Annotated in this window: 19 protein-coding genes, 1 tRNA gene and 1 riboswitch; of the genes, 6 read left to right on the plus strand and 14 right to left on the minus strand. The window is 64.5% G+C overall.

The features are described from left to right. Nucleotides 1-65: 65 nt before the first annotated feature. The 3 genes from ASD75_RS13150 to ASD75_RS13160 form a co-directional block, all read right to left on the minus strand. A tRNA-Pro gene (locus ASD75_RS13150) sits at nt 66-142 on the minus strand. A gap of 188 nt (nt 143-330) precedes the next feature. Beyond that, on the minus strand, nt 331-582 hold the full coding sequence (gene infA, locus ASD75_RS13155; protein WP_015014402.1) for a translation initiation factor IF-1: 252 nt from the start codon (nt 580-582) through the stop codon (nt 331-333). A 302-nt stretch (nt 583-884) separates the two neighbouring features. After that, entirely contained in the window at nt 885-2,057 is a 1,173-nt protein-coding gene (locus ASD75_RS13160) for an HPP family protein (protein WP_056746275.1), read from the minus strand. 555 nt (nt 2,058-2,612) lie between these two features. On the opposite strand from ASD75_RS13160, the gene ASD75_RS13165 reads away from it, so the two are divergent. From ASD75_RS13165 to ASD75_RS13185, 5 genes are all read left to right on the plus strand, one after another. Further along, nucleotides 2,613-3,800 (plus strand): ABC transporter substrate-binding protein, encoded by a 1,188-nt coding sequence (locus ASD75_RS13165; protein ID WP_015014404.1) that lies wholly within the window; start codon nt 2,613-2,615, stop codon nt 3,798-3,800. Between the two features lie 213 nt (nt 3,801-4,013). Beyond that, entirely contained in the window at nt 4,014-4,877 is an 864-nt protein-coding gene (locus ASD75_RS13170; protein WP_015014405.1) for a branched-chain amino acid ABC transporter permease, read from the plus strand. An 82-nt stretch (nt 4,878-4,959) separates the two neighbouring features. Next, a complete protein-coding gene (locus tag ASD75_RS13175) occupies nt 4,960-5,958 on the plus strand; it encodes a branched-chain amino acid ABC transporter permease (protein WP_056746277.1) in 999 nt (332 codons plus the stop codon). Then, nucleotides 5,951-6,724, plus strand: a complete 774-nt coding sequence (locus ASD75_RS13180) for an ABC transporter ATP-binding protein (RefSeq protein ID WP_056746279.1) — start codon at nt 5,951-5,953, stop codon at nt 6,722-6,724. Before ASD75_RS13175 ends, ASD75_RS13180 begins: the two co-directional genes overlap by 8 nt. Before the next feature lies 1 nt (nt 6,725). Next, complete coding sequence (locus ASD75_RS13185) at nt 6,726-7,439, plus strand: ABC transporter ATP-binding protein (RefSeq protein WP_056746282.1); 714 nt, start codon at nt 6,726-6,728, stop codon at nt 7,437-7,439. A gap of 65 nt (nt 7,440-7,504) precedes the next feature. Here the strand turns inward: ASD75_RS13185 and ASD75_RS13190 are convergent, their stop codons facing one another. Beyond that, the gene (locus tag ASD75_RS13190) at nt 7,505-9,748 is read right to left on the minus strand and encodes a putative Ig domain-containing protein (protein ID WP_369817484.1); all 2,244 of its coding nucleotides are present in this window, start codon (nt 9,746-9,748) and stop codon (nt 7,505-7,507) included. Between the two features lie 248 nt (nt 9,749-9,996). After that, nucleotides 9,997-10,086, minus strand: a riboswitch (cyclic di-GMP riboswitch). Nucleotides 10,087-10,265: 179 nt separating this feature from the next. Here ASD75_RS13190 and asd point away from each other — a divergent pair. Beyond that, complete coding sequence (gene asd / locus ASD75_RS13195) at nt 10,266-11,117, plus strand: archaetidylserine decarboxylase (RefSeq protein ID WP_056746286.1); 852 nt, start codon at nt 10,266-10,268, stop codon at nt 11,115-11,117. A 45-nt stretch (nt 11,118-11,162) separates the two neighbouring features. On the opposite strand, the gene ASD75_RS13200 is transcribed toward asd, so the two are convergent. The 10 genes from ASD75_RS13200 to ASD75_RS13245 form a co-directional block, all read right to left on the minus strand. Continuing rightward, nucleotides 11,163-11,372, minus strand: a complete 210-nt coding sequence (locus ASD75_RS13200) for a hypothetical protein (protein WP_056746288.1) — start codon at nt 11,370-11,372, stop codon at nt 11,163-11,165. Between the two features lie 118 nt (nt 11,373-11,490). Beyond that, nucleotides 11,491-12,306, minus strand: coding sequence for an N-formylglutamate deformylase (gene hutG, locus ASD75_RS13205; RefSeq protein WP_056746298.1), 816 nt, complete (start codon nt 12,304-12,306; stop codon nt 11,491-11,493). Nucleotides 12,307-12,340: 34 nt separating this feature from the next. Beyond that, nucleotides 12,341-13,723: a formimidoylglutamate deiminase gene (locus ASD75_RS13210; RefSeq protein WP_056746300.1), complete on the minus strand. Its 1,383-nt coding sequence runs from the start codon at nt 13,721-13,723 to the stop codon at nt 12,341-12,343. Then, the gene (gene hutI, locus ASD75_RS13215; RefSeq protein WP_056746303.1) at nt 13,720-15,015 is read right to left on the minus strand and encodes an imidazolonepropionase; all 1,296 of its coding nucleotides are present in this window, start codon (nt 15,013-15,015) and stop codon (nt 13,720-13,722) included. The genes ASD75_RS13210 and hutI overlap by 4 nt, the downstream gene beginning before the upstream one ends. A 72-nt stretch (nt 15,016-15,087) precedes the next feature. Further along, the gene (locus ASD75_RS13220) at nt 15,088-15,717 is read right to left on the minus strand and encodes a HutD family protein (RefSeq protein WP_056746305.1); all 630 of its coding nucleotides are present in this window, start codon (nt 15,715-15,717) and stop codon (nt 15,088-15,090) included. Further along, a complete protein-coding gene (locus ASD75_RS13225; RefSeq protein WP_056746307.1) occupies nt 15,714-16,607 on the minus strand; it encodes a phytanoyl-CoA dioxygenase family protein in 894 nt (297 codons plus the stop codon). The genes ASD75_RS13220 and ASD75_RS13225 overlap by 4 nt, the downstream gene beginning before the upstream one ends. A gap of 56 nt (nt 16,608-16,663) precedes the next feature. Further along, nucleotides 16,664-17,440 (minus strand): amino acid ABC transporter ATP-binding protein, encoded by a 777-nt coding sequence (locus tag ASD75_RS13230; protein WP_056746702.1) that lies wholly within the window; start codon nt 17,438-17,440, stop codon nt 16,664-16,666. Nucleotides 17,441-17,454: 14 nt separating this feature from the next. After that, nucleotides 17,455-18,123, minus strand: a complete 669-nt coding sequence (locus tag ASD75_RS13235; protein WP_010465675.1) for an amino acid ABC transporter permease — start codon at nt 18,121-18,123, stop codon at nt 17,455-17,457. A gap of 29 nt (nt 18,124-18,152) precedes the next feature. Then, a complete protein-coding gene (locus tag ASD75_RS13240) occupies nt 18,153-18,902 on the minus strand; it encodes a glutamine ABC transporter substrate-binding protein (protein WP_010465677.1) in 750 nt (249 codons plus the stop codon). A 31-nt stretch (nt 18,903-18,933) separates the two neighbouring features. Then, complete coding sequence (locus ASD75_RS13245; RefSeq protein WP_235511620.1) at nt 18,934-19,680, minus strand: IclR family transcriptional regulator; 747 nt, start codon at nt 19,678-19,680, stop codon at nt 18,934-18,936. Between the last annotated feature and the right edge of the window lie 62 nt (nt 19,681-19,742).

The following is a 19,742-nucleotide window of genomic DNA, read 5'->3' on the forward strand; positions in this document are numbered from 1 at the left end:
TTGAAAGGCACCAGGCGGGGCAAGAAAAAAGGCCTTGCAGCATTTGCTGCAAGGCCTTCAAACATTGGTCGGAGCGGCGGGATTCGAACTCGCGACCCTCTGCTCCCAAAGCAGATGCGCTACCAGGCTGCGCTACGCTCCGACAGCTCGTATTCTAACCCGCCAATTCCCCTGTTTTCGGCTCATCGCCTGCTTTTTTGACTTTTTTTAGAAAGTAGCAGGGCGAAGAGATCGCAGGAGGGAGCGGTCGCGCGAACGCGACGTGGCAAGAGACGAACCAGAAAAAACTATAGAACCGCCTCGGTCTGCCACGGACCGAAAACGGAAAGATCAGCGGCTGGAGGAAGGGCCAGGACCGCGACCGGCGAGGTGGCGGAACGTGATGCGGCCCTTGGTCAGGTCGTAAGGCGACATCTCCAGGGACACTTTGTCACCAGCCAGGATACGGATGTGGTGCTTGCGCATCTTGCCGCCGGTGTAGGCAATCAGTTGGTGGCCGTTGTCCAGCGTGACGCGAAATCGCGAGTCGGGCAAGACTTCCGTGACGGAGCCCTGCATTTCAATGAGTTCTTCTTTGGCCATGTGTTTCTCTATCTCTTCAAAGCAAATGTTCTGTGGTCGGCGCCTGAGCGGTTTTATTGCATTCACCACGGCAGCTGCAGCGTTGTCGAAACTCGACACACGGTGCATGGCGGGCGGTGGGAGTCGCTGCACCCAGGGCGCAGATCAGGCAGAGGGCCGGGAGACGGCTTCAATGAACAGGCGTCAGCGCTGTGCAAAGCCTGTCAATTGTACCGCGACAAGCCATGTTTTGCCTATGGGACACCCGGTCTGCCCTGTGGCGCGGGCGCAGCGCTCGCAGCCAGAACCTCGAAAACCATCCGCTATCGGCCTTGCACCGCCGAGGCCAGGGTACGCACGAGGTCGGTCTGGGTGATGATGCCAACGAGGTGATCTACATCATCCACGATGGGAATGTGATGGTGTCCGCCCTGCGAAAAGAGCGGCACAAGGTCCATCGCATGCTGGGCCGAGCGCGCCACCTGGACCGGGTAGGACATGATCTCGCCCACTGCCTGGGGTTGCCCACCACGCCCCATGACCAGTGTGCGCAACCGCTGCCCAAGCCCTTCATGGGTGTCCAGGTTGGCCAGCCGCATGAAGTCGGCCACCGTCACGATACCAATCACCTGGCGCTGCGCATCCACCACCGGCAGCGCCTTGATTTGCTGCAAACGCATCAGGGCCCACGCCTCCTTCAGCGACACGCCGGCCTCCACAGCGTGAGGCGGACTGGACATGATGTCCGCGCAGCGCAACTCTCCCAGGGTTCTCTGGAAAGCAGCACGGCCCGCCAGGTGCAACAACCCCTCTAAATCTGCCCGGCTCACGTCGAGCACCTGGTTGTAATGGGCCAGCGCCGCATCGACATCCGACGCAGTGAAAGCGCCCTGACTCGTTGCCACCCGCGGCGTGACACGCTGAGGATGTGGGTAGCGACGGCCTGTCAAACCGTTGTAGACCACGGCGGCGATCAACAGGAGTACGACGTTGAACAACACCGGGAATGCCGCAAGGTGCCACCCATCGCCAGAGGTCAACACCACGTACAACGCCATGGCCCCACCCGGAGGATGCAGACAACGCAATGGCACCATGAGCGCGATGGCCAGCCCCACTGCCACAGCCCCCGCCAGGGCCTTGTCCGGAATCAACGCACAGCAGACCGCCCCCACCAGCGCCGACAAGGTGCTGCCACCCAACACTGGCCAGGGCTGCGCCAGCGGGCTGGAGGGCATGCCAAACACCAGCACGGCACTGGCGCCCAGAGAAGCCACCATCCACGGTCCAGTGCCATTCCCCTGGGCCCACCAACGGCTGAGCCATGCCGTGAGCAGCACACCGATTACCGCGCCCACCACAAAGCGAAGGCGCTCTTTGCCATCAATACCCAGCGGGGCGGGCCAGAAATGCCGCAGCCATTCGGCCAGGCGCGCCACCAATGGCGGCCGTGACGGTACAGAAGGAGAAAGGTCGGAGGGGGAAGAAGGAGGCATAAAGAATAAAAATGCGGATGCAACCGCAACCTGCATCAACTCGGCGCTGACTGGATGGTGGCGGGCGCCGTGCAGTCAACACTGCTATCACCCCGGCAAGACGTCCTTCCATATGCGACGGGGCCGATGATCAGTCCGCGATTGTGCAGGCAGAGCCATGCTGCAGGAGCGCGAGAGGTCATCGGTCCGTTGAACACCTCCGGGCACCGGTCGGCGCCGCTACCGCCTCCCTGCTGGAAACTACCTACAACGCAGGTTCAAATCGGCCACCCGAATCCAAAAAACACGATCTATACTGCACAAAAATTCAATACATGCATTTTAATTCATGTTTCAAATTTACCCCCTGGCTGCGGTAGCCATCAACGTTCGCAGCCATGTCGCCTGGATCCGGCGAGCTTCAAGCAGCGAAGACAACGAAGATAAAGAAGGCATGGAAGCAACGACCCATGCACGTAGAACCGCACGCCAGCGCCGGTACGGGTAACCCATAGGTATTCACCACCGAACGCTTGCAGTAAATTACTTTAAGCCTAAACAAAGGAGACAAGTCCCATGACCACCCGCCGCCTCGTCATCAGCCGCAGTGCCGCCCTCGTTGGCGCAGCATCCACGGGCCTGCTGCTGCCCTCCATCGTGCGTGCTCAAAGCGGCAAGGTGCGCGTGGGGTTCATGTTGCCCTACACCGGCACCTTTGCTCAACTGGGTGTGGCCATCGAAAACGGCGTGCGCCTGGCCATCGACCAGCAAGGCGGCAAGCTCGGCGGCCGCGAGATCGAATGGTTCAAGGTCGATGACGAGTCCGAGCCCAGCAAGGGCGTGGAAAACGCCAGCAAGCTGGTCCAGCGCGACAAGGTGGATGTGCTGATTGGCACTGTGCACTCGGGCGTGCAGATGGGCATTCAGAAGGTGGCGCGCGACACCGGTGTGCTCAACCTCATCCCCAACGCGGGCGTGCACGCCGCCACCCGCGCGCTGTGCGCGCCCAATGTATTCCGCACTTCGTTCAGCAACTCCCAGCCCACGCTGGCACTGGGCAAGGCCATGGTCGAAAAGGGCCACAAGAAGGCCGTATGGATCACCTGGAAGTACGCTGCTGGTGACGAGGCTTTTGAGGGGTTCAAGGAAAGCTACACCAAGGCCGGCGGCACCATCGTCAAGGAGCTGGGCCTGCCCTTCCCCAACGTCGAATTCCAGGCGCTTCTGACCGAGATCGCTGCCCTCAAGCCTGATGCCGTGGCCTGCTTCTTCGCCGGTGGCGGCGCGGCCAAGTTCATCAAGGACTATGCGGCGGCCGGCCTCAAGGACAAGATTCCGCTGTACGGCTCGGGCTTCCTCACCGAGGGCGTGCTGGACGCTGCAGGCCCCGCGGCCGACGGCATCATCACCACCATGCACTACAGCGATTCGCTGGACACGCCGCGCAATAAGCAGTTCCGCTTGGAATACGCCAAGGCCTTTCGCAGCCAGCCCGACGTGTATGCCGTGCAAGGCTACGACACCGGCCTGCTGCTGGTGCAGGGCGCCAACGCGGTCAAGGGCGACCTTTCTGCCAAACCGGCCGTCATCAAGGCGATGGAAAGCGCAGTCATCGACAGCCCACGCGGCAAGTGGACGATGAGCAAGTCGCACAACCCCGTGCAGGACATCTACCTGCGCCGCGTCGAGAACAAGGAAAACAAGGTGATCGGCGTAGCCGCCAAGGCGCTGGCCGACAGCGGCGCCGGTTGCAGGATGGGATAACACCCCCCTGAGGCGCCGCGCGCCTTCCCCCCGTTCTCGCAGCGCTGCGCGCAGCGGGCAGGGGGATGCAGCCCTCGCTGCGGGGCGGCCCTTGCCCGGCTGCCCTCGATAGGGCCGCGCCAGTTACCAACTCCACGGGTACATCGCCCGCACAAAGCCCCTCTCACCAGTGGCTACCAGCCACATCGGCAGGCCGCCAACATCACCACATTCATGGACTTCGCCACCTTCCTGATCCAGCTGCTCAACAGCGTTCAATACGGCCTGCTGCTGTTCATGTTGGCGGCCGGGCTCACGCTGATCTTCGGGATCATGGGCGTGGTGAACCTGGCGCACGGCAGCTTTTACATGCTCGGTGCTTACCTCGCGTATTCGCTCTCAGGGCATTTCGGCAGCCTGGCGTTGGCCATCGTGGGTGGCGCGCTGCTGTCGGTGGTCTTCGGGCTGGCGCTTGAATGGCTGCTCTTTCGCCACTTCTACCACCGCGACCACCTGGACCAGGTGTTGCTGACCTTCGGGCTGATCTACATCTTTGAAGAACTGCGCTCCATCCTGTGGGGCGACGATGTGCACGGCGTGCCCATCCCCAAGGTACTGGACTGGTCGATCCCGCTCACCGACACCCTCTCCTACCCGGTCTACCGGCTGTTCATATCGGGCGTGTGCATCGCGCTGGCTGTGGCGCTGTACCTGCTGATCTCCAAGACGCGTTTGGGCATGAAGATCCGCGCGGGCGCCTTCAACCGCGACATGGCCGAGTCGCTGGGCGTGAACATCAAGCTCATCCATGCGATCGTCTTCGCGTTGGGCGTGGGCCTGGCGGCCGTCGCGGGCATGGTGGCTGCACCGGTATCCAGCGTGTACCCGAACATGGGCTCGTCGGTCCTCATCATGTGCTTTGTGGTGGTGGTGATTGGTGGCATAGGCTCAGTGCGGGGAGCGCTGATTGCGGCGCTGCTTGTGGGCTTTGTCGATACGTTTGGCAAGGTGCTGCTGCCGCAGGCAGCGGGCATGCTGGTCTACATGCTGATGGCGGCGGTGCTGCTGTGGAAACCTGAAGGCCTGTTTAAACAATGACTCCCCCCACGCTCGTCACTTCATGTATCTCGCTGCCCCCCGTGGGGGCCTTCGCTGCCTTGGGGCGGCCCGGCGGCAACTCATGAGCACCCCCCGCGCCAATATCGAAGTGCTGCCGCGCAGCGTGCAGTTCGCCCTGGCACTGGGGCTGGCTGCGCTGCTGCTATTCCCCGTGGTGGGCAGCGACTTCTACGTACAAATGGTCACCCGCATGATGATCATGGCCATCTTTGCCATGAGCCTGGATCTGCTGCAGGGCGTGACCGGGCTGGTATCACTGGGCCATGCGGCGTACTTTGGCGTAGCAGGCTACGCTCTCGCGTTTCTCACCCCGGCGGATATGCCGGTCAGCCTGTGGTGGTCGCTGCCGCTGGCCGTGGCTGTGTCGGGCCTGGTGGCGCTGGTGATCGGGTTCTTTGTGGTGCGCACCCACGGCATCTACTTCATCATGGTCACCATGGCCTTTGCGCAGATGGTCTTCTACCTGTTCTTCGACAACAAGGTGCTGGGGGGATCAGACGGCCTGTACATCAACTTCCGGCCTGATGCGTCGCTGTTCGGCTGGCTGCCGTTCGATCTGGAGGGACGCAAGACCTTCTACTACTTCACGCTGGCGCTGGTGGTGCTGGTGTACGTGCTGCTGCGCCGCCTGCTGTGGAGCCCGCTGGGCCGCGCGCTGGCGGGCATCCGCATCAATGAGCACCGCATGCGCGCCATGGGCTTTGGCACACGGGGCTACAAACTCACCGCCTTCACCATCGCGGGGGCGCTGGCGGGCCTGGCGGGTTACCTGTGGGGCGCGCAGACCGGCTATGTGAATCCTGAGCTCATGGGCTTTCACATGAGCGCGCACGCCATCATGATGGTCATTCTGGGCGGCATGGGCAACTTTGCAGGCGCCATCGTGGGTGCGTTTGCCTTCGAGTACCTGCTGCACGTCTTCAAGGACATCAGCAAACACTGGCAGCTTCTGATGGGAGGCTTCATCGTGCTGGTGGTGGTGGCCGCGCCGCGCGGGCTGCTGGGCGTGTTTGCGCAGCGGAGCGCAGCCAAGGCTTTGGAGGGATCGCACCATGGCTGAAGTCCTGTTGTCCGCACAGAAGGTCACCAAACGCTTTGGCGGCCTGGCCGCCGTCAATGGTGTTTCGGTGGAGCTGTGGCGGGGCAAGATCCACGCGGTGATCGGCCCCAACGGCGCGGGCAAGTCCACGCTGACCAACCTGCTCTCGGGCGACCTGCCCCCCACCTCAGGCCAGGTGCTGCTGGGCGGCACCAATGTGACCGGCTGGGCGCCCGAGCGCATTTCGCGTCAGGGCCTGGGCCGCAGCTACCAGAAGACCAACATCTTCCTGCCGCTCACCGTGCACGAAAACGTGCGCCTGGCGGCTCAATCGCGCGATGCGCAGCAGCCCTGGAACCCGTTGCGCTGGTGCCAGGACACCCGCTCGGACACTATCAAAAACAGAGCAACCAGCGCACGTCTTGAAAGCGCTATCGAGCTGTCAGGCCTCAAAGACCGGCGCACGGCCATCGCGGGAGCCATGAGCCACGGCGAGCAGCGCCAGCTGGAAATTGCGATGACCCTGGCCACCGAGCCGCAGGTGCTGCTGCTCGACGAGCCCCTGGCCGGCATGGGCGTGGCCGAGGCCGAGCGCATGGTGGAGCTGTTGCAGCGCCTCAAGCCCGCCCACGCCATGATGCTGGTCGAGCACGACATGGATGCCGTGTTTGCGCTGGCCGACCGCCTGACGGTGATGGTCAACGGCGAGGTGATTGCGCATGGCACACCGCCCGAGGTGCGTGCCGATGCCACCGTGCAGGCCGCCTACCTGGGGGAGGACCACTGAGATGACCACTCCATGGATCGATGCCAAGGGCATCCACACCTTCTACGGCAGCAGCCACATCCTGCACGGCATTGATTTCACCGTGGGCCGGGGCGAGACCATCGGCCTCATGGGCCGCAACGGCATGGGCAAGAGCACCCTGCTCAAGTCGCTGATGGGCCTGGTCAAGCCTCGCTCGGGCAGCGTGGCCGTGGCCGGCCGCGACATGACCGGCAAGCCGCCCTACGAAGTGGCCCGGCTGGGCATTGCCTACGTGCCCGAGGGCCGGGGCATCTTCGGCAACCTGAGCGTGGTCGAGAACCTGCAGATGGCCGCCCGCGCCGGCACACGTGGGCAGCGCGACTGGACCTACGAGCGCGTGCTGGAGACCTTTCCGCGCCTGAAGGAGCGCCTGGGCCACGGCGGCCAGCAGCTCAGCGGTGGCGAACAGCAGATGCTCACCATCGGCCGCGCGCTGATGACCAACCCCGACGTGCTCATCCTCGATGAAGCCACCGAGGGCCTGGCGCCGCTGATCGCACGCGAGATCTGGCGCATCTGCAGCCTCATCAAGGACAGCGGCATCAGCAGCGTGATCGTGGACAAGAACTGGAAGCACGTCACGCAGATCACCGACCGCAACATCATCCTGGTCAAGGGCCAGGTGGTGTTTGACGGCAGCTCGGACGCACTGCATGCGCAGCCCCTGCTGCTGGAGCAGTACCTCGGGGTTTGAGCGCACCGGCTACAGCCAGCCTGGGATAAAGCAGGAGCTCGGTGGCCGCGTAGCGGCTCGACCTCCTAGCGCGGGCTGATCGTCACCGGCACATTCAGCTGTGCGGACAAACCCGCCGAGTCTTTGGCTGTGACCACCAGCTGATAGCTGCCAGCCACCGGCTTGGGCCAGTTGGCCGTGATAGTGCTTCCGGACACAGCAAAGCCCATGCCCAATGGCACACCGGTGATGGAGACGGAGAGCGAGGTAGCGCCCGGCGAGGTGATGTTGATGCTGCCGGACAGCGGTTGACCGGCTACGCCCACCATGGCTGAGGCCGTGATCACCGGCCCTGCCGTCGCGATCTTGACCGTGAAGACGCCCTTGCCCGACAAGCCCGTCTTGGTGTCCTTCGCCGTCAAGGTCACGCTGTACGTACCAGCCACCGGTTTGGGCCAGCTCACCACACCATCTGCAGCCACAAGCATTCCCGATGGAGCCCCTGCAAGGGAATACGCCACCGGATTGACAGCGCTGACATTCGCCTTGAAAGACAGAGCGACACCAGGGCGGCCTGCAATGCTCGCGCTTTCGATCGTCGGGGCCACCGGAGCGATCACGTTGATGTTGTAAACCCCCTGCCCAGTGAGCCCCGTCTTGGTGTCCTTTGCCACAACGGTGACGGCGTAGGCCCCTGCCACAGGAGCCGGCCACGACACCACACCGGCAGCACTGATCGACATGCCAGTGGGCGCACCGGCAAGGCTCAGAGTCACGGGGTTGGGAGCGTTGACGGACACAGTGAAGGTCAGTGCCGCACCTACGGTACCGCTGATACTGGCCGATGTGACCACCGGCGCTGGCGCAGGTGCTGCAGCGCCAGCCAGCAAGCCCACCAGCGCGCCGGCATTGGGAGTACCCAGGCCTGTCAACTGGTCATAGCCAGGCCCGGCCGAGCAAGTACCGCAGACGCCGTGGCTGCCCAAGCGAATGTCGGAAAAACTGCTCGCATAGTTCGATGCCACTGCGCCAATCTGCCCATAGAGCAACGCGTGCCCACCGCCCATCACTGGTCGCGCAGCTTGCTGCCTGCCTGCGTTGGCGACTGCTACAAGTCCGGCCCACATGGGTGCTGCCAGGCTGGTACCGCCTGCACTGATCCATTGCACAGCACTGCTTCCTGGCTGCATCACCGCCACGTACTGCCCGGTGGCAGGGTCGGCATTCATGGCCACATCAGCCACCGTGCGACGCACCAGCGAGCCAGTACCCGGCACAGACGACTTCTGGTACGCCGGCACGGCGATGAAGCCGCTGGTACCACCACCCGTGCCCGACCAGCTCACCTCACTGCGAGCCCCGCTGCCGGAATAGGTCAGCGTTGTGCCGCCCACCGCGATGACATTGGAAGAAACTGAAGGCCAGTTCACCCCTGCGCCAGAATCGCCGGTCGCCGCCAGATAGGTCATTCCCGCGGCAGTAAAAGCAGAGTCCACAGAGGCTGTCCATGCACCTTCCTGCGCACCGAAGCTCATGGACACCACTCCCGGCCCCATGGTGTTGGCCAGCCGAACGGCGCCCAGCAAGCTGTTCACCGATGCGTCGGGCGCCTCCACAAGAACGATACGTGCCAGCGGTGCAATCGCATGCACCCACTGAACGTCCAACGCGATTTCCGTCGCCCACCCGGCGTCGTATGCGGGCGCCACGCCAGAAATGCCGCCAGATGCTGTGCTGTAAGCCACCCACAATTCGCAACCCGCTGCAGGGGAGGCAGCGGCCAGGGGCAGCCCAGTGGTTACTGGCAACACCTTGGCAGCACAGGTGGGCAACCCGAACTTCTGATTAAAAGCTGCCAGTTCGGCTGCCACGTTGGGGTTGTGCTTCGCTCCAATGACATACACCGTCTGCCCTGCCCCCAGTTGAGCGGCTTGGGCTCCGGACGGCTTGGAGCCTACAGCGGGCAACGCCCCGAAGCCGTAGGCCGCGCGTACCTGAGCGACCGAATAGGTGGTGACCACACCGGTACCTGCGAGAGGCGCTGCCAGCGCATCCTTGGGCGCCGTCCAGGTCATATTCGCCGACTTCTCCTGCACCTCCTCCAGGGTGGAGGGTGTGAGACGGCGGGTGGACAATGCCTTGAACATCTCCGGCACCGGCTGCGACTTGGGCGCACTCCGCGCGGACTGGTTGGCATCCCGCACGTCCATGTCGTCAGGAGCCTCTAGCACCACTGGCGCTATGTGGAACGTGGGCTGCGCCCCCAAGCTTTCCACCTCTGGCGGCAACATCTCGGCAGACACTTGCAGCGTTGTGGTGGTGGAGGCCACGTCGCTAAGCCCTTCCGTGTCGGCAGAGCCGCCGCACCCCAAGACAACCAAGGGAACGACAGAGAGCAACGCCCAGCGAGCATGCTGGGGCTTGCGAGTGAAAAGGTGACGGCGGGTCTGCGTTGGCATTCTGTTCTCCATGACATGCGGGAATCACACCGCACACACCGAAGAAAGCCGGGATGCAAACACCTGTGAGGATTGCCGACGCGCCCTGGAGCACCCCCCAAGCAAACACCCTGGAGAACCGTGGCAACCCCGCTGCCATGCCCATTCAAAAGGGGTTAGACCGGTGGCTTTGCGACCCCGACTTTCGTGCGGGTGTGCCTTGATGGAGTAAATGTAATTGTTTGAAACGGAGAAATCAATAAATTTGATAATAATTTCAAATTTATCACCTAGCTACCAGGAGTGCCAGACTCCATCCACCGCATGCACACGCACACTTGATAACCCGGGTCGCGAGCAGCCCCCCCGTCGTTAGAATCATTCGCTCTATCGACTCAGGAAGAACGTTTTGTCCGATCGCCTCGCCGTACTGCCCCAATACGCTCTTCCCAAACGCGCACTGACCACCCTGGCGGGCAAGTTCGCATCGGCCCGGCTGGGCGGCCTCACCACCTCGGTGATCCGCTGGTTCGTGGGTCGCTACAACGTCAACATGGCCGAGGCGGCCAACCCCGACATTGCCAGCTACACGTCGTTCAATGACTTCTTCACGCGGGCGCTGAAGCCCGGCGCCCGCCCGCTGGCCCAGGCCGATTTGATCTGCCCTGTGGACGGTGCGATCAGCCAGTTTGGCCCCATCGCCAAGGACCAGGTTTTCCAGGCCAAGGGGCACACCTACTCCACCACCGCCCTGGTGGGTGGCGATGCGGCCGCCGCAGCCCGTTTTGACAACGGCCACTTCGCCACGCTGTACCTGAGCCCGCGCGACTACCACCGCATCCACATGCCTTGCGCGGGCGAGCTCACGCGCATGGTGCATGTGCCGGGCGACCTGTTTTCGGTCAATCCCACCACGGCACGCGGCGTGCCCGGCCTGTTCGCGCGCAATGAGCGTGTGGTGTGCTTTTTTGAATCGACCCAGGGTCCGTTCGTGCTGGTACTCGTGGGCGCCACCATCGTGGGCAGCATGGCCACCGTGTGGCATGGGCAGGTGATCCCGCCGCGCACCGGCACGCTGCGGCAGTGGGACTACGCCAAGGGCCAGGTGAGCCTGCAGCAAGGTGAGGAAATGGGCCGCTTCTTGCTCGGCTCCACCGTGGTGATGCTGTTCCCACAGGGGCCGCTGCAGTTCAACCCGCAGTGGTCGCCCACGCGCCCCATCCAGCTGGGCGAGGCGATGGCACAGTGCACTGGCGGCTGACCTTCAGCCCATCAGCCCAGTAGCCCTTCGGCCGGGGCGCCGCGCTCACAAACGGTCTGGCGCGCGCGTGAGCCGGAAGGCGGTGGGTGCCACGTGCAGCGCTTCAGGGTGAACGGGGGATTCGTGCCCCACCAGATACACCATGAGAGAGTTGCGGCGCACCACCACATGGCTCACGGTTTCGCGCTGGTGGTTCCATTGCACAAACGCGCCGGGCTTGAACAGGGGCATGTAGTAGTAAGCGGTGGGGTCCATGGGGCGCGGCTCCTCCCGCTACAACGGGCCCTTGCGTGAATGCGGGCCCTGACGGCGGTCCATGGTGGACCGACCAGTTCATACTAGCACCGATCCCTCCCGCCGCGGGGTGCCCATTTCAAACTGATTGCGCTGCCGCAAAAGCCAGCGTGGCCTGCAGCATGCGGCGCAGGTGCGGCTGCACGCCCGCCGCGACATCGGGCAGATAGTCAAACGGCAAGGCTTCTTGCATGTAGCTGCACTGCGTCATCTCCAGCTGCACCGCGTGGATGTTCTGCGCGGGCTGCCCATAGTGGCGCGTGATGTGCCCGCCCTTGAAGCGACCGTTGAGCACTGCGGTGTAGCCCTGGGCCTCTTTGGCGATGGACAACAGCTCCTGCGCCAGCGCCGGATCGCAGCTTTCGCCGTTGGCCGTCCCCAGGTTCAGGTCGGGCAACTTGCCTTCAAAGAAGCGCGGCAGCACCGAGCGGATGGAGTGTGCGTCCCACAGCACCGCCACACCATGCTGCGCGCGGATGCGGTCTAGCTCGGCACGCAGTTGCGCGTGGTACGGCACCCAGACGGCATCGCGGCGCGCGGCCACCTCGGCATCATCGGGCACATCGCCCCGGGCATAGATGGGCGTGTCGTCAAACGTATCGACCGGGCACAGGCCGGTGACGCTTTGGTCAGGGTAGAGGCTGGTCCCATCCGGCGGGCGGTTCAGATCGACCACATAGCGCGAGTGCGTGGCCACGAGGATGGACGCGCCCAGGTCCTTGGCGAACGCATAGAGGCGCTCCATGTGCCAGTCGGTGTCGGGCACCTGGCGGGCCTCATCGGTGAAGCGCGCAGCGAGCGCTGGCGGCACATAGGTACCGGCATGGGGCATCGACACCAGCAGCGGCGCCGTGCCGGGGTAAAAGACAAAAGGAGGTGGAGAGGTATCTGTCATCACAAGCTCAGGGGTAGGAATTCAATCGGACGCGTCAATCGGGTGCAATGGTGGCCGAGCGCGCGGCCACGAACGCATGGGCCGCGGCGCCATGCAGCGTGTGCCGGCCACTGGCGATGCGCCGCTGCCCCGCCACCCACACGCTGTCGATGGCTGAGGTGCGGTGGCTGCCAAACACGTGGGCCGACAGCATGCTGTGCGCAGGCAAATCGCGCAGCGCCAGGTGCTGCGCATCCAGCGCCACCAGGTCGGCCTGCTGGCCCACGGCGAGGCCCCCAATGGCGCGGCCCGCGGCCTGCGCCCCGCCCTGAACGGCCTGCAAGGTCATGGCCGTGGCCACCTCGGGTTGCACAGCGGTGGCCAGCACATTGCGCTGGCGCAGCGACAGGCGCTGGCCGTATTCGAGCATCAGCAATTCCTCTGCCGCATTCACGCAGGCATGGCTGTCCGAGCCCACGCCCCAGCGCCCGCCGTGCTGCAGCCACAGCGGCATGTCGAAGATGCCATCGCCCAGGTTGGCCTCGGTGGTGGGGCAGATGCCTGCCACGGCGCCCGTGCGCGCTGCGTCCTGGTACTCCTGCGGTGTCATGTGCGTGGCGTGCACCAGGCACCAGCGCTCGTCCACGGGGGCGTTCTCCAGTAGCCACTGCACCGGGCGCTGGCCGCTCCAGGCCACACAATCCTGAACCTCTTGCGTCTGCTCGGCAATGTGGATGTGAATGGGCGCCTGCGCGTTGAGCGCCGTGAGGCCCTGCACCGCAACTTCCAGACTGCCGGGTGGCACCGCGCGCAGCGAGTGCGGCGCCAGCCCCAAAACGGCCGCTTGCGCTCTTGCAGCGGGTGCAAGGCGCTCCAGCAATGAGAGCATGTTGTCCGTGCTGCGAATGAAGCGGGCCTGGTCCGCACGCGGTGGCTTGGCACCAAAACCACTCGTCTGGTACAGCACCGGCAGCAGCGTGATGCCGATGCCCGCATTCTGCGCCGCGCGCAGCAGTGCCAGCGACAGCGTGGCATCGTCGGCATACGGTGTGCCATCCTGGTCGTGGTGCACGTAGTGGAACTCGCACACGCTGGTGTAGCCCGCCTCTAGCATCTCCACATACAGCCAGGTCGCAATGGCCTCCAGCGACTCGGGCGTAATGCGTGCCGCAAAGCGGTACATCAGGTTGCGCCAGCTCCAGAAGCTGTCCTGGCTTTCGCCCCGGTATTCGGTCAGGCCCACAAACGCGCGCTGGAAGGCGTGCGAGTGCAGGTTGGGCATGCCGGGCAGCACGGGGCCCGAGGCCACAGAGGTGCCGTTTGGCTGGGCGTTGGGCGTGACGGCAGTGATGCGCCCTGCCCCATCCCATGTGATCAGCACGTTGCGCGCCCAGCCCGTGGGCAGCAGTGCATCGGCGGCGAACAGTTGTTGCGTCATGGCAAGACTCCGTGAATGCGCCCTTGCCGCACGATGGTGCAGGCAGGCTTTTGGCCCAGCCAGTAGGCCAGTTCGGCCGCCTCGCCCACCGGCCACAGCACAAAGTGAGCGGGCCTGCCGGATGCGATGAGGCCGTGGGTGTCTTGCAGGCCGAGCGCTCGTGCGGCGTGGGTGGTGATGCCCGCCAGCGCCTCGGGCACTGTCAGACGGAACAGCGTGCAGGCCATGTTGGCCATGAGCAGCAGGCTCAGCGCGGGCGAGGTACCCGGGTTGTGGTCGGTGGAGACAGCCATGGGCACACCCGCTGCGCGCAGTGCCGCGATGGGCGGCAGGTGCGTGTCGCGCAGCGTGTAGTAGGCGCCGGGCAGCAGCACGGCCACAGTGCCTGCAGCTTTCATCGCAGCGATGCCGTCGGCCGACAGGTGCTCGATGTGGTCACACGACAGCGCACCGTAGCGCGCAGCGAGTGCCGAGCCGCCCATGTCGGACAGTTGCTCCGCATGCAGCTTGACGGGGATGCCGAGCTTGCGTGCGGCCTGGAAGACCTGCTCGGTCTCGGCCAGCGTAAAGGCGATGCGTTCGCAGAACACATCCACGGCATCCACCAGGCCTTCGGCCGCCAGTGCGGGCAGCATGTCGTTGCAGACGAGGTTGGTGTAGTCCTGGCTACCTTCAGGTTGGCCTGCATATTCGGGCGGCAGCGCATGCGCGCCGAGGAAGGTGGTGCGCACCGTGACGCCAAAGGCCTCGCCCAGGCGGCGGGCCACGCGCAGCTGCTTGCGTTCGTGCTCCAGCGCCAGTCCGTAGCCGGACTTGATCTCGATGGCACACACGCCCTCGTCCAGCAGCGCCTGCAGGCGCGGCGCGGCCAGGGCAAAAAGCTCGTCTTCGCTGGCCTCGCGCGTGGCGCGCACCGACGACACGATGCCCCCGCCCGCCTTGGCCACCTCTTCATACGTCGCACCCGCCAGCCGCATCGCGAACTCGTTGGCGCGCAGCCCACCGTACACCAGGTGGGTGTGGCAATCGACCAGACCGGGGGTGGTGACGGCGCCCCTGCCGTCAATGCGAGGCAAGGCCGCAAAGGCTGCTGGCACCTGGGCCTGCGGGCCCACCCACTGCACGGCGCCGCCCTGCACCACCACACACGCCAGCGTGCACTCAGGCACCGGCACATCCGTCGCCCACAACGCGGCCACGGGCCGCAGGTTGGTCCACACGCCATCGGCACTGGGTGCGGAAGATGCTGGCGGGACAACGCCCTGCTTGTTGCTACCTGCTGCTGTGTTCATGGATTGAATTGCTATCGTTTATATAGCTAATGGAGCATATTCCACTAGCGCTTGCAGCCCATTTGATTCAAATTATGGTGCAGAGCCCCTGCGCAAGGCCACCCAGGCCAGCACGGGTGCATCGTCGGCAGACCCACCGCTTTCGGCGCGGCGCACAGGGGTGATCGACGGCGCTGCTTCGCCCCCTTCGTTCACCCACCACAGACCCTGCCCCACTGCCAGCATCCGCACTTGGTGGGTATCGCAGTCCTCGCATCGCCAGGTGCCCTGCAGCACCATGCACAGGCCCGCTGCAGCCCCCTCAGCGGGCGGCGGCGCATCGCGCAGCACCTTCAGGTTCCCGGTCCACTCACCCCGGCGCAGCATCAGGTTGAAGTCGGTAGAAACACCGCCCAGCATGCGGCAGTCCACCGGCTCTTCGCCGGAGAACGCAAACGGCTCCCAGCGGTTCGTCAGCGCGTGCTGCCAATGTCCTTCTGCGCCTTGCAGATGTACGCCATCGCCATCCAGCAACATGATTTGCCGATCCACTCCCACAAAGGCCGAGAACGGCCCGGGGCTTGCAATGGTGGCAACGCTCACGCGCCATGCAAAGCTGTCCATGCCCGCGCCGGGCGGCCAGCACGCCAGCTCGCGTGTGCTGCCGCCGCCGTTCTTCCAGGGCACCGGGGGCGTGGAGGCCAGGTCCAGAAACTGCTTCACGCCCGTTCACCCTGCGGCAAACCGTTCCCGTCCACCAGCAGCGGGAACAGCGGGTGGTCCATGGCTGCCCCAGCGGGCAGCTGGTCCGCCAGCCCCGGGAACTCGGGCGAGGTCTTCCACGGCCTTGGCGCGTGGCGCGTGTCGTCGCCCAAGAACCGCACCGAGAACACGCGGCGCCGATTGGGCCCCTCCACCCCGCCGGACGCATGCAGCGTGAGCATGTGAAAACACACCACGTCGCCCGGCTCGATCTCCCAGCCCACGATGGGAAAAGCGTCGCGATTGGCCTCGACGTTGGGCAGGTCCTGCAGGCTGCCTTCAGGGAACCACTTGGCCTGGTTGTCCATGAAGGTGCGCGGCATGAGCCAGGGGCCCTTGTGCGAACCAGCCACAAATTCGAGCGTGGCCGCGCGCGACACTGGATCGACCGGAATCCACATGCTGATGTTCTGCTGGCCGTCAATGTTGTAGTAGGGCTGGTCCTGGTGCCAGGGCGTCTTCTGGCGCGTGCCAGGCTCCTTCACCAGCACATGGTCGTGGTACAGCCGCACAGTGCGTGACTGCATCAGGCGCTGCGCGGCCAGGGCCAGCGGCGTTTCGCGCACAAAGCGGCCAAACTGCGGGATGTCCTGCCAGTTGCAGAAGTCCTCGAAGAAGCGGCCCGGGTCATCCGGCCTGCTCGCCACTTTGGCTCGCGGGCTGGGCGCGGCCAGGTTGGCGTCGATGCCGTCGCGCAGCAGCGCTACCTCTTCGGGCGTGAGCAGCTGCTTGATGCAGATGGCGCCGTCGCGGTCAAACCGCGCGATGTCGTCGGCGGTCAGGCGCTCCTGCAAGCGCTGTTGAAAGTGCTGTTGTTGGCTCAGGTCACTGGCAGGTGAAACCGGGTGCATACGAGCTGTCTCCTTGTAGGCTATTGACCGTTGTCGTCCATCACGCACACCCAGCCTCAGGCGCGCGTGAGCACCGCCTGCAGGAAGGAGCGCGTGCGCTCCTGCGTGGGGTTGGTGAAGATGGTGGCGGGGGCACCGGCCTCAATGATGCCGCCGCCGTCCATCACCACGACCACATCGCCCACCTCGCGTGCAAAGTCCATTTCGTGCGTCACGACCATCATGGTCATGCCTTCGCTGGCCAGCAGCTTCATGACCTGCAACACCTCGCCCACGAGCTCCGGGTCCAGCGCCGACGTGGGCTCGTCGAACAGCATCACGCGCGGCTCCATGGCCAGTGCGCGGGCAATGGCCACACGCTGCTTTTGCCCGCCCGACAGGCTGGCAGGCATGGCCAAAGCCTTGTGCGCCAGGCCCACCTTGGTCAGCAGGGCCTGTGCGCGCTCCTCGGCCTCCTTGCGCGAGAGGCCGCGCAGCTTGCGCGGACCCAGCGTGACGTTGTCGAGCACCGACAGGTGCGGAAACAGGTTGAACGATTGGAACACCATGCCCACTTCTTCGCGCAGTGCGTTCAGGTCATGGTCGGGCAGCATGCGGCCGTCCTGCACCAGTGTGCGACCACAGATCTCGACCGTGCCGCCTTCGGGCTGCTCCAGCCCGTTGCAGCAGCGCAGAAAGGTGCTCTTGCCCGAGCCGCTGGGCCCGATGACCACCACCACCTGCGACGGCAGTACGTCAAAGTCGATGCCGTTCAGCACCACATGGTTGCCAAACGACTTGCGCAGTCCGCGAATGCGCACGATGGGCTCGGCGGATGGGCTTGCTCCGGTCATCACAGAATTTTTCTTCATTGCACCATCCCCCCGGCACGCAGGCGCAACTCCATGCGGCGCAGCACCAACGAAGTGACACCCGTGAGGATGAAATACACCACCGCAATCGCCAGGTACACCTCCAGCGAGCGATACGACACACTGATGATCTTCTGCCCTTCGTGCATCAGGTCGTGGATGGTGAGCAGCGACACCAGCGCCGAGTTCTTGATCAGCGCGATGAACTCATTGCCCAGTGGCGGAATCATGCGCACCACGGCCTGTGGCAGCACCACGGTGCGCATGGCCAGGCCCGAGGACATGCCAATGGAACGCGCCGCCTCCATCTGTCCCTTGTCGATGGACTGGATGGCGCCGCGCACCACCTCGGACACATAGGCGCCCGAGTAGATGCCCAGGCCGATCACGCCGCACACAAAAGCGGGCAGCAGGATGCCGAACTGCGGCAGGCCAAAGAACAGGATGAACAGCTGCACCAGCAGCGGCGTGCCCCGGATGGCGGCCACGTAGGCGGTGCACAGGGCGTAGACCACGCGGCGCTTGGGGTTCAGGCGGCCAATGCCCACCAGCAGGCCCATGACACAGCCCAGCAGCAGCGAGGCAGCCGTGATTTCCACAGTGACCAGCGCACCCGCCAGCAACTGGGGCAACCCGGCCCAGACAGGAGAAAAATCGAGTTCCATGGCTCAGTTCGGCAACATGTGGCTGCGGTTTACTTGGCAGCGCTGTTGCTGAACCACTTCTTGACGATGGCCGCATAGGTGCCATCGGCCTTGAGCTTGGTGATGGCACCGTTGACGGCCTTCGTCAGCTCAGGCGTGTCCTTGCGCAGGGCCATGCCGTACTCTTCGGTGGTGAGCTGCTCGTCGAGCACGCGCAGGCCGGGACGGGTGCGCACATACTGGAACGCGGCGGGTTTGCCGGTCACGGCAGCATCAGCGCGGCCGATGTCCACCAGGTTGAACATCTCCTGGTTCTTTTCGACCTCGACACGCTGCACCTTGGGGAATTTCTCGGTCAGGTACGCCACCGACTTGGTGCCCACCTGCACGCTGACCTTCTTGCCGTCCAGGTCGGCCAGCTTGTTGATGGCCTTGTTGTCGGCCTTCACCATCACCACCAGGCCACCGGCATAGTAGGAGTCGGTGAAGTCCACCACCTTCTTGCGCTCGTCGGTGATGTAGATGGCCGAGACCGCCATGTCAAAACGCTTAGAAATCAGGCCGGGAATCAGGCCCTTGAAGTCGATGTCCACCCACTCGACCTGCTTGCCCATGGTCTTGGCAATGGCCTCCACCAGCTCGATGTCGAAGCCCGTGCGTTTGCCGTTCTCGACAAACTCCATGGGCGGGAACGTGGCATCGGTGCCCACACGCAGGACGTTGTCCTGGGCCTGTGCACCCGTGGTGCAGAAGGCTGCGGCGGCCAGGCTGGCCAGAAGAAGGTTGCGGCGAAGGTTCATGGGGAAAGCTCCTGAGGAGGGGTGAGGGAAATCAGGGAGAAGTGAGTTGACGGGAAATGCGCGCTGCGGCGACGACGGCCATGCCGGTGAGTGCGGTCTCCTGCCCCTGGGCCCGCAAGATCGGGGCCATCAGGGTGATGGCTCCGGCGGCCTGCCGGGGAGAACCGAACACGGGCACGCTGACGCCCCAGACACCGGCATCCACTTCGCCGGAGCTGACGGCGTAACCCGCCTTGGCAATGCCTTCCAGCTCGGTCAGCGCCGCCTGGCGCTCAGCAGTGTCTGCGCCGTAGTGCAGATCCAGAATGGCATTGCGCGTGGCCGAGGCCACGTGGGCAAGCAGGCACTTGGCGGATGCACCCGCGCGCAGCGGTACGCTGCGCCCTTTTTCAAACGAGCAGCGCAGGGCCTGCGTGCTGTCCACCATGTCCAGGCACACCACACTGTCATTCACGGCCACCACCAGCCCCACGCTCTCGTGGGACTGCCGGGCCAGGGCCTGCATGTCCGGCCGCGCGTGGTGCACCAGATGCGACGCCATGTCAAAGCCCAGCGCCAGTTGCAGGCTGAGCGGCCCGGGCGCGTAGTGCCCGCTGCTCTCCAGCACAAAGCCCCACAGCTTGAGCCGCGCCAGCTGCCGGTACAGCGTGCTGCGCGCCAGGCCCGTGGCCTCCACCAGCTCGGCAGCCGACATGGGCTGCCCGTGCTGCGCCAGCACCGCCAGCACGTGCAGAACACGGTCGGCGGCGGCAACGGAGGTGGGTCCACGGGTTGGCATGGACTCAGTATCAAAGGATTGCAGCGGCATTCAAACCCAACATTCCCAACGAATGGGAATGT

The organism is Acidovorax sp. Root568, from assembly GCF_001427445.1.
Lineage (GTDB): Bacteria > Pseudomonadota > Gammaproteobacteria > Burkholderiales > Burkholderiaceae_C > Acidovorax > Acidovorax delafieldii.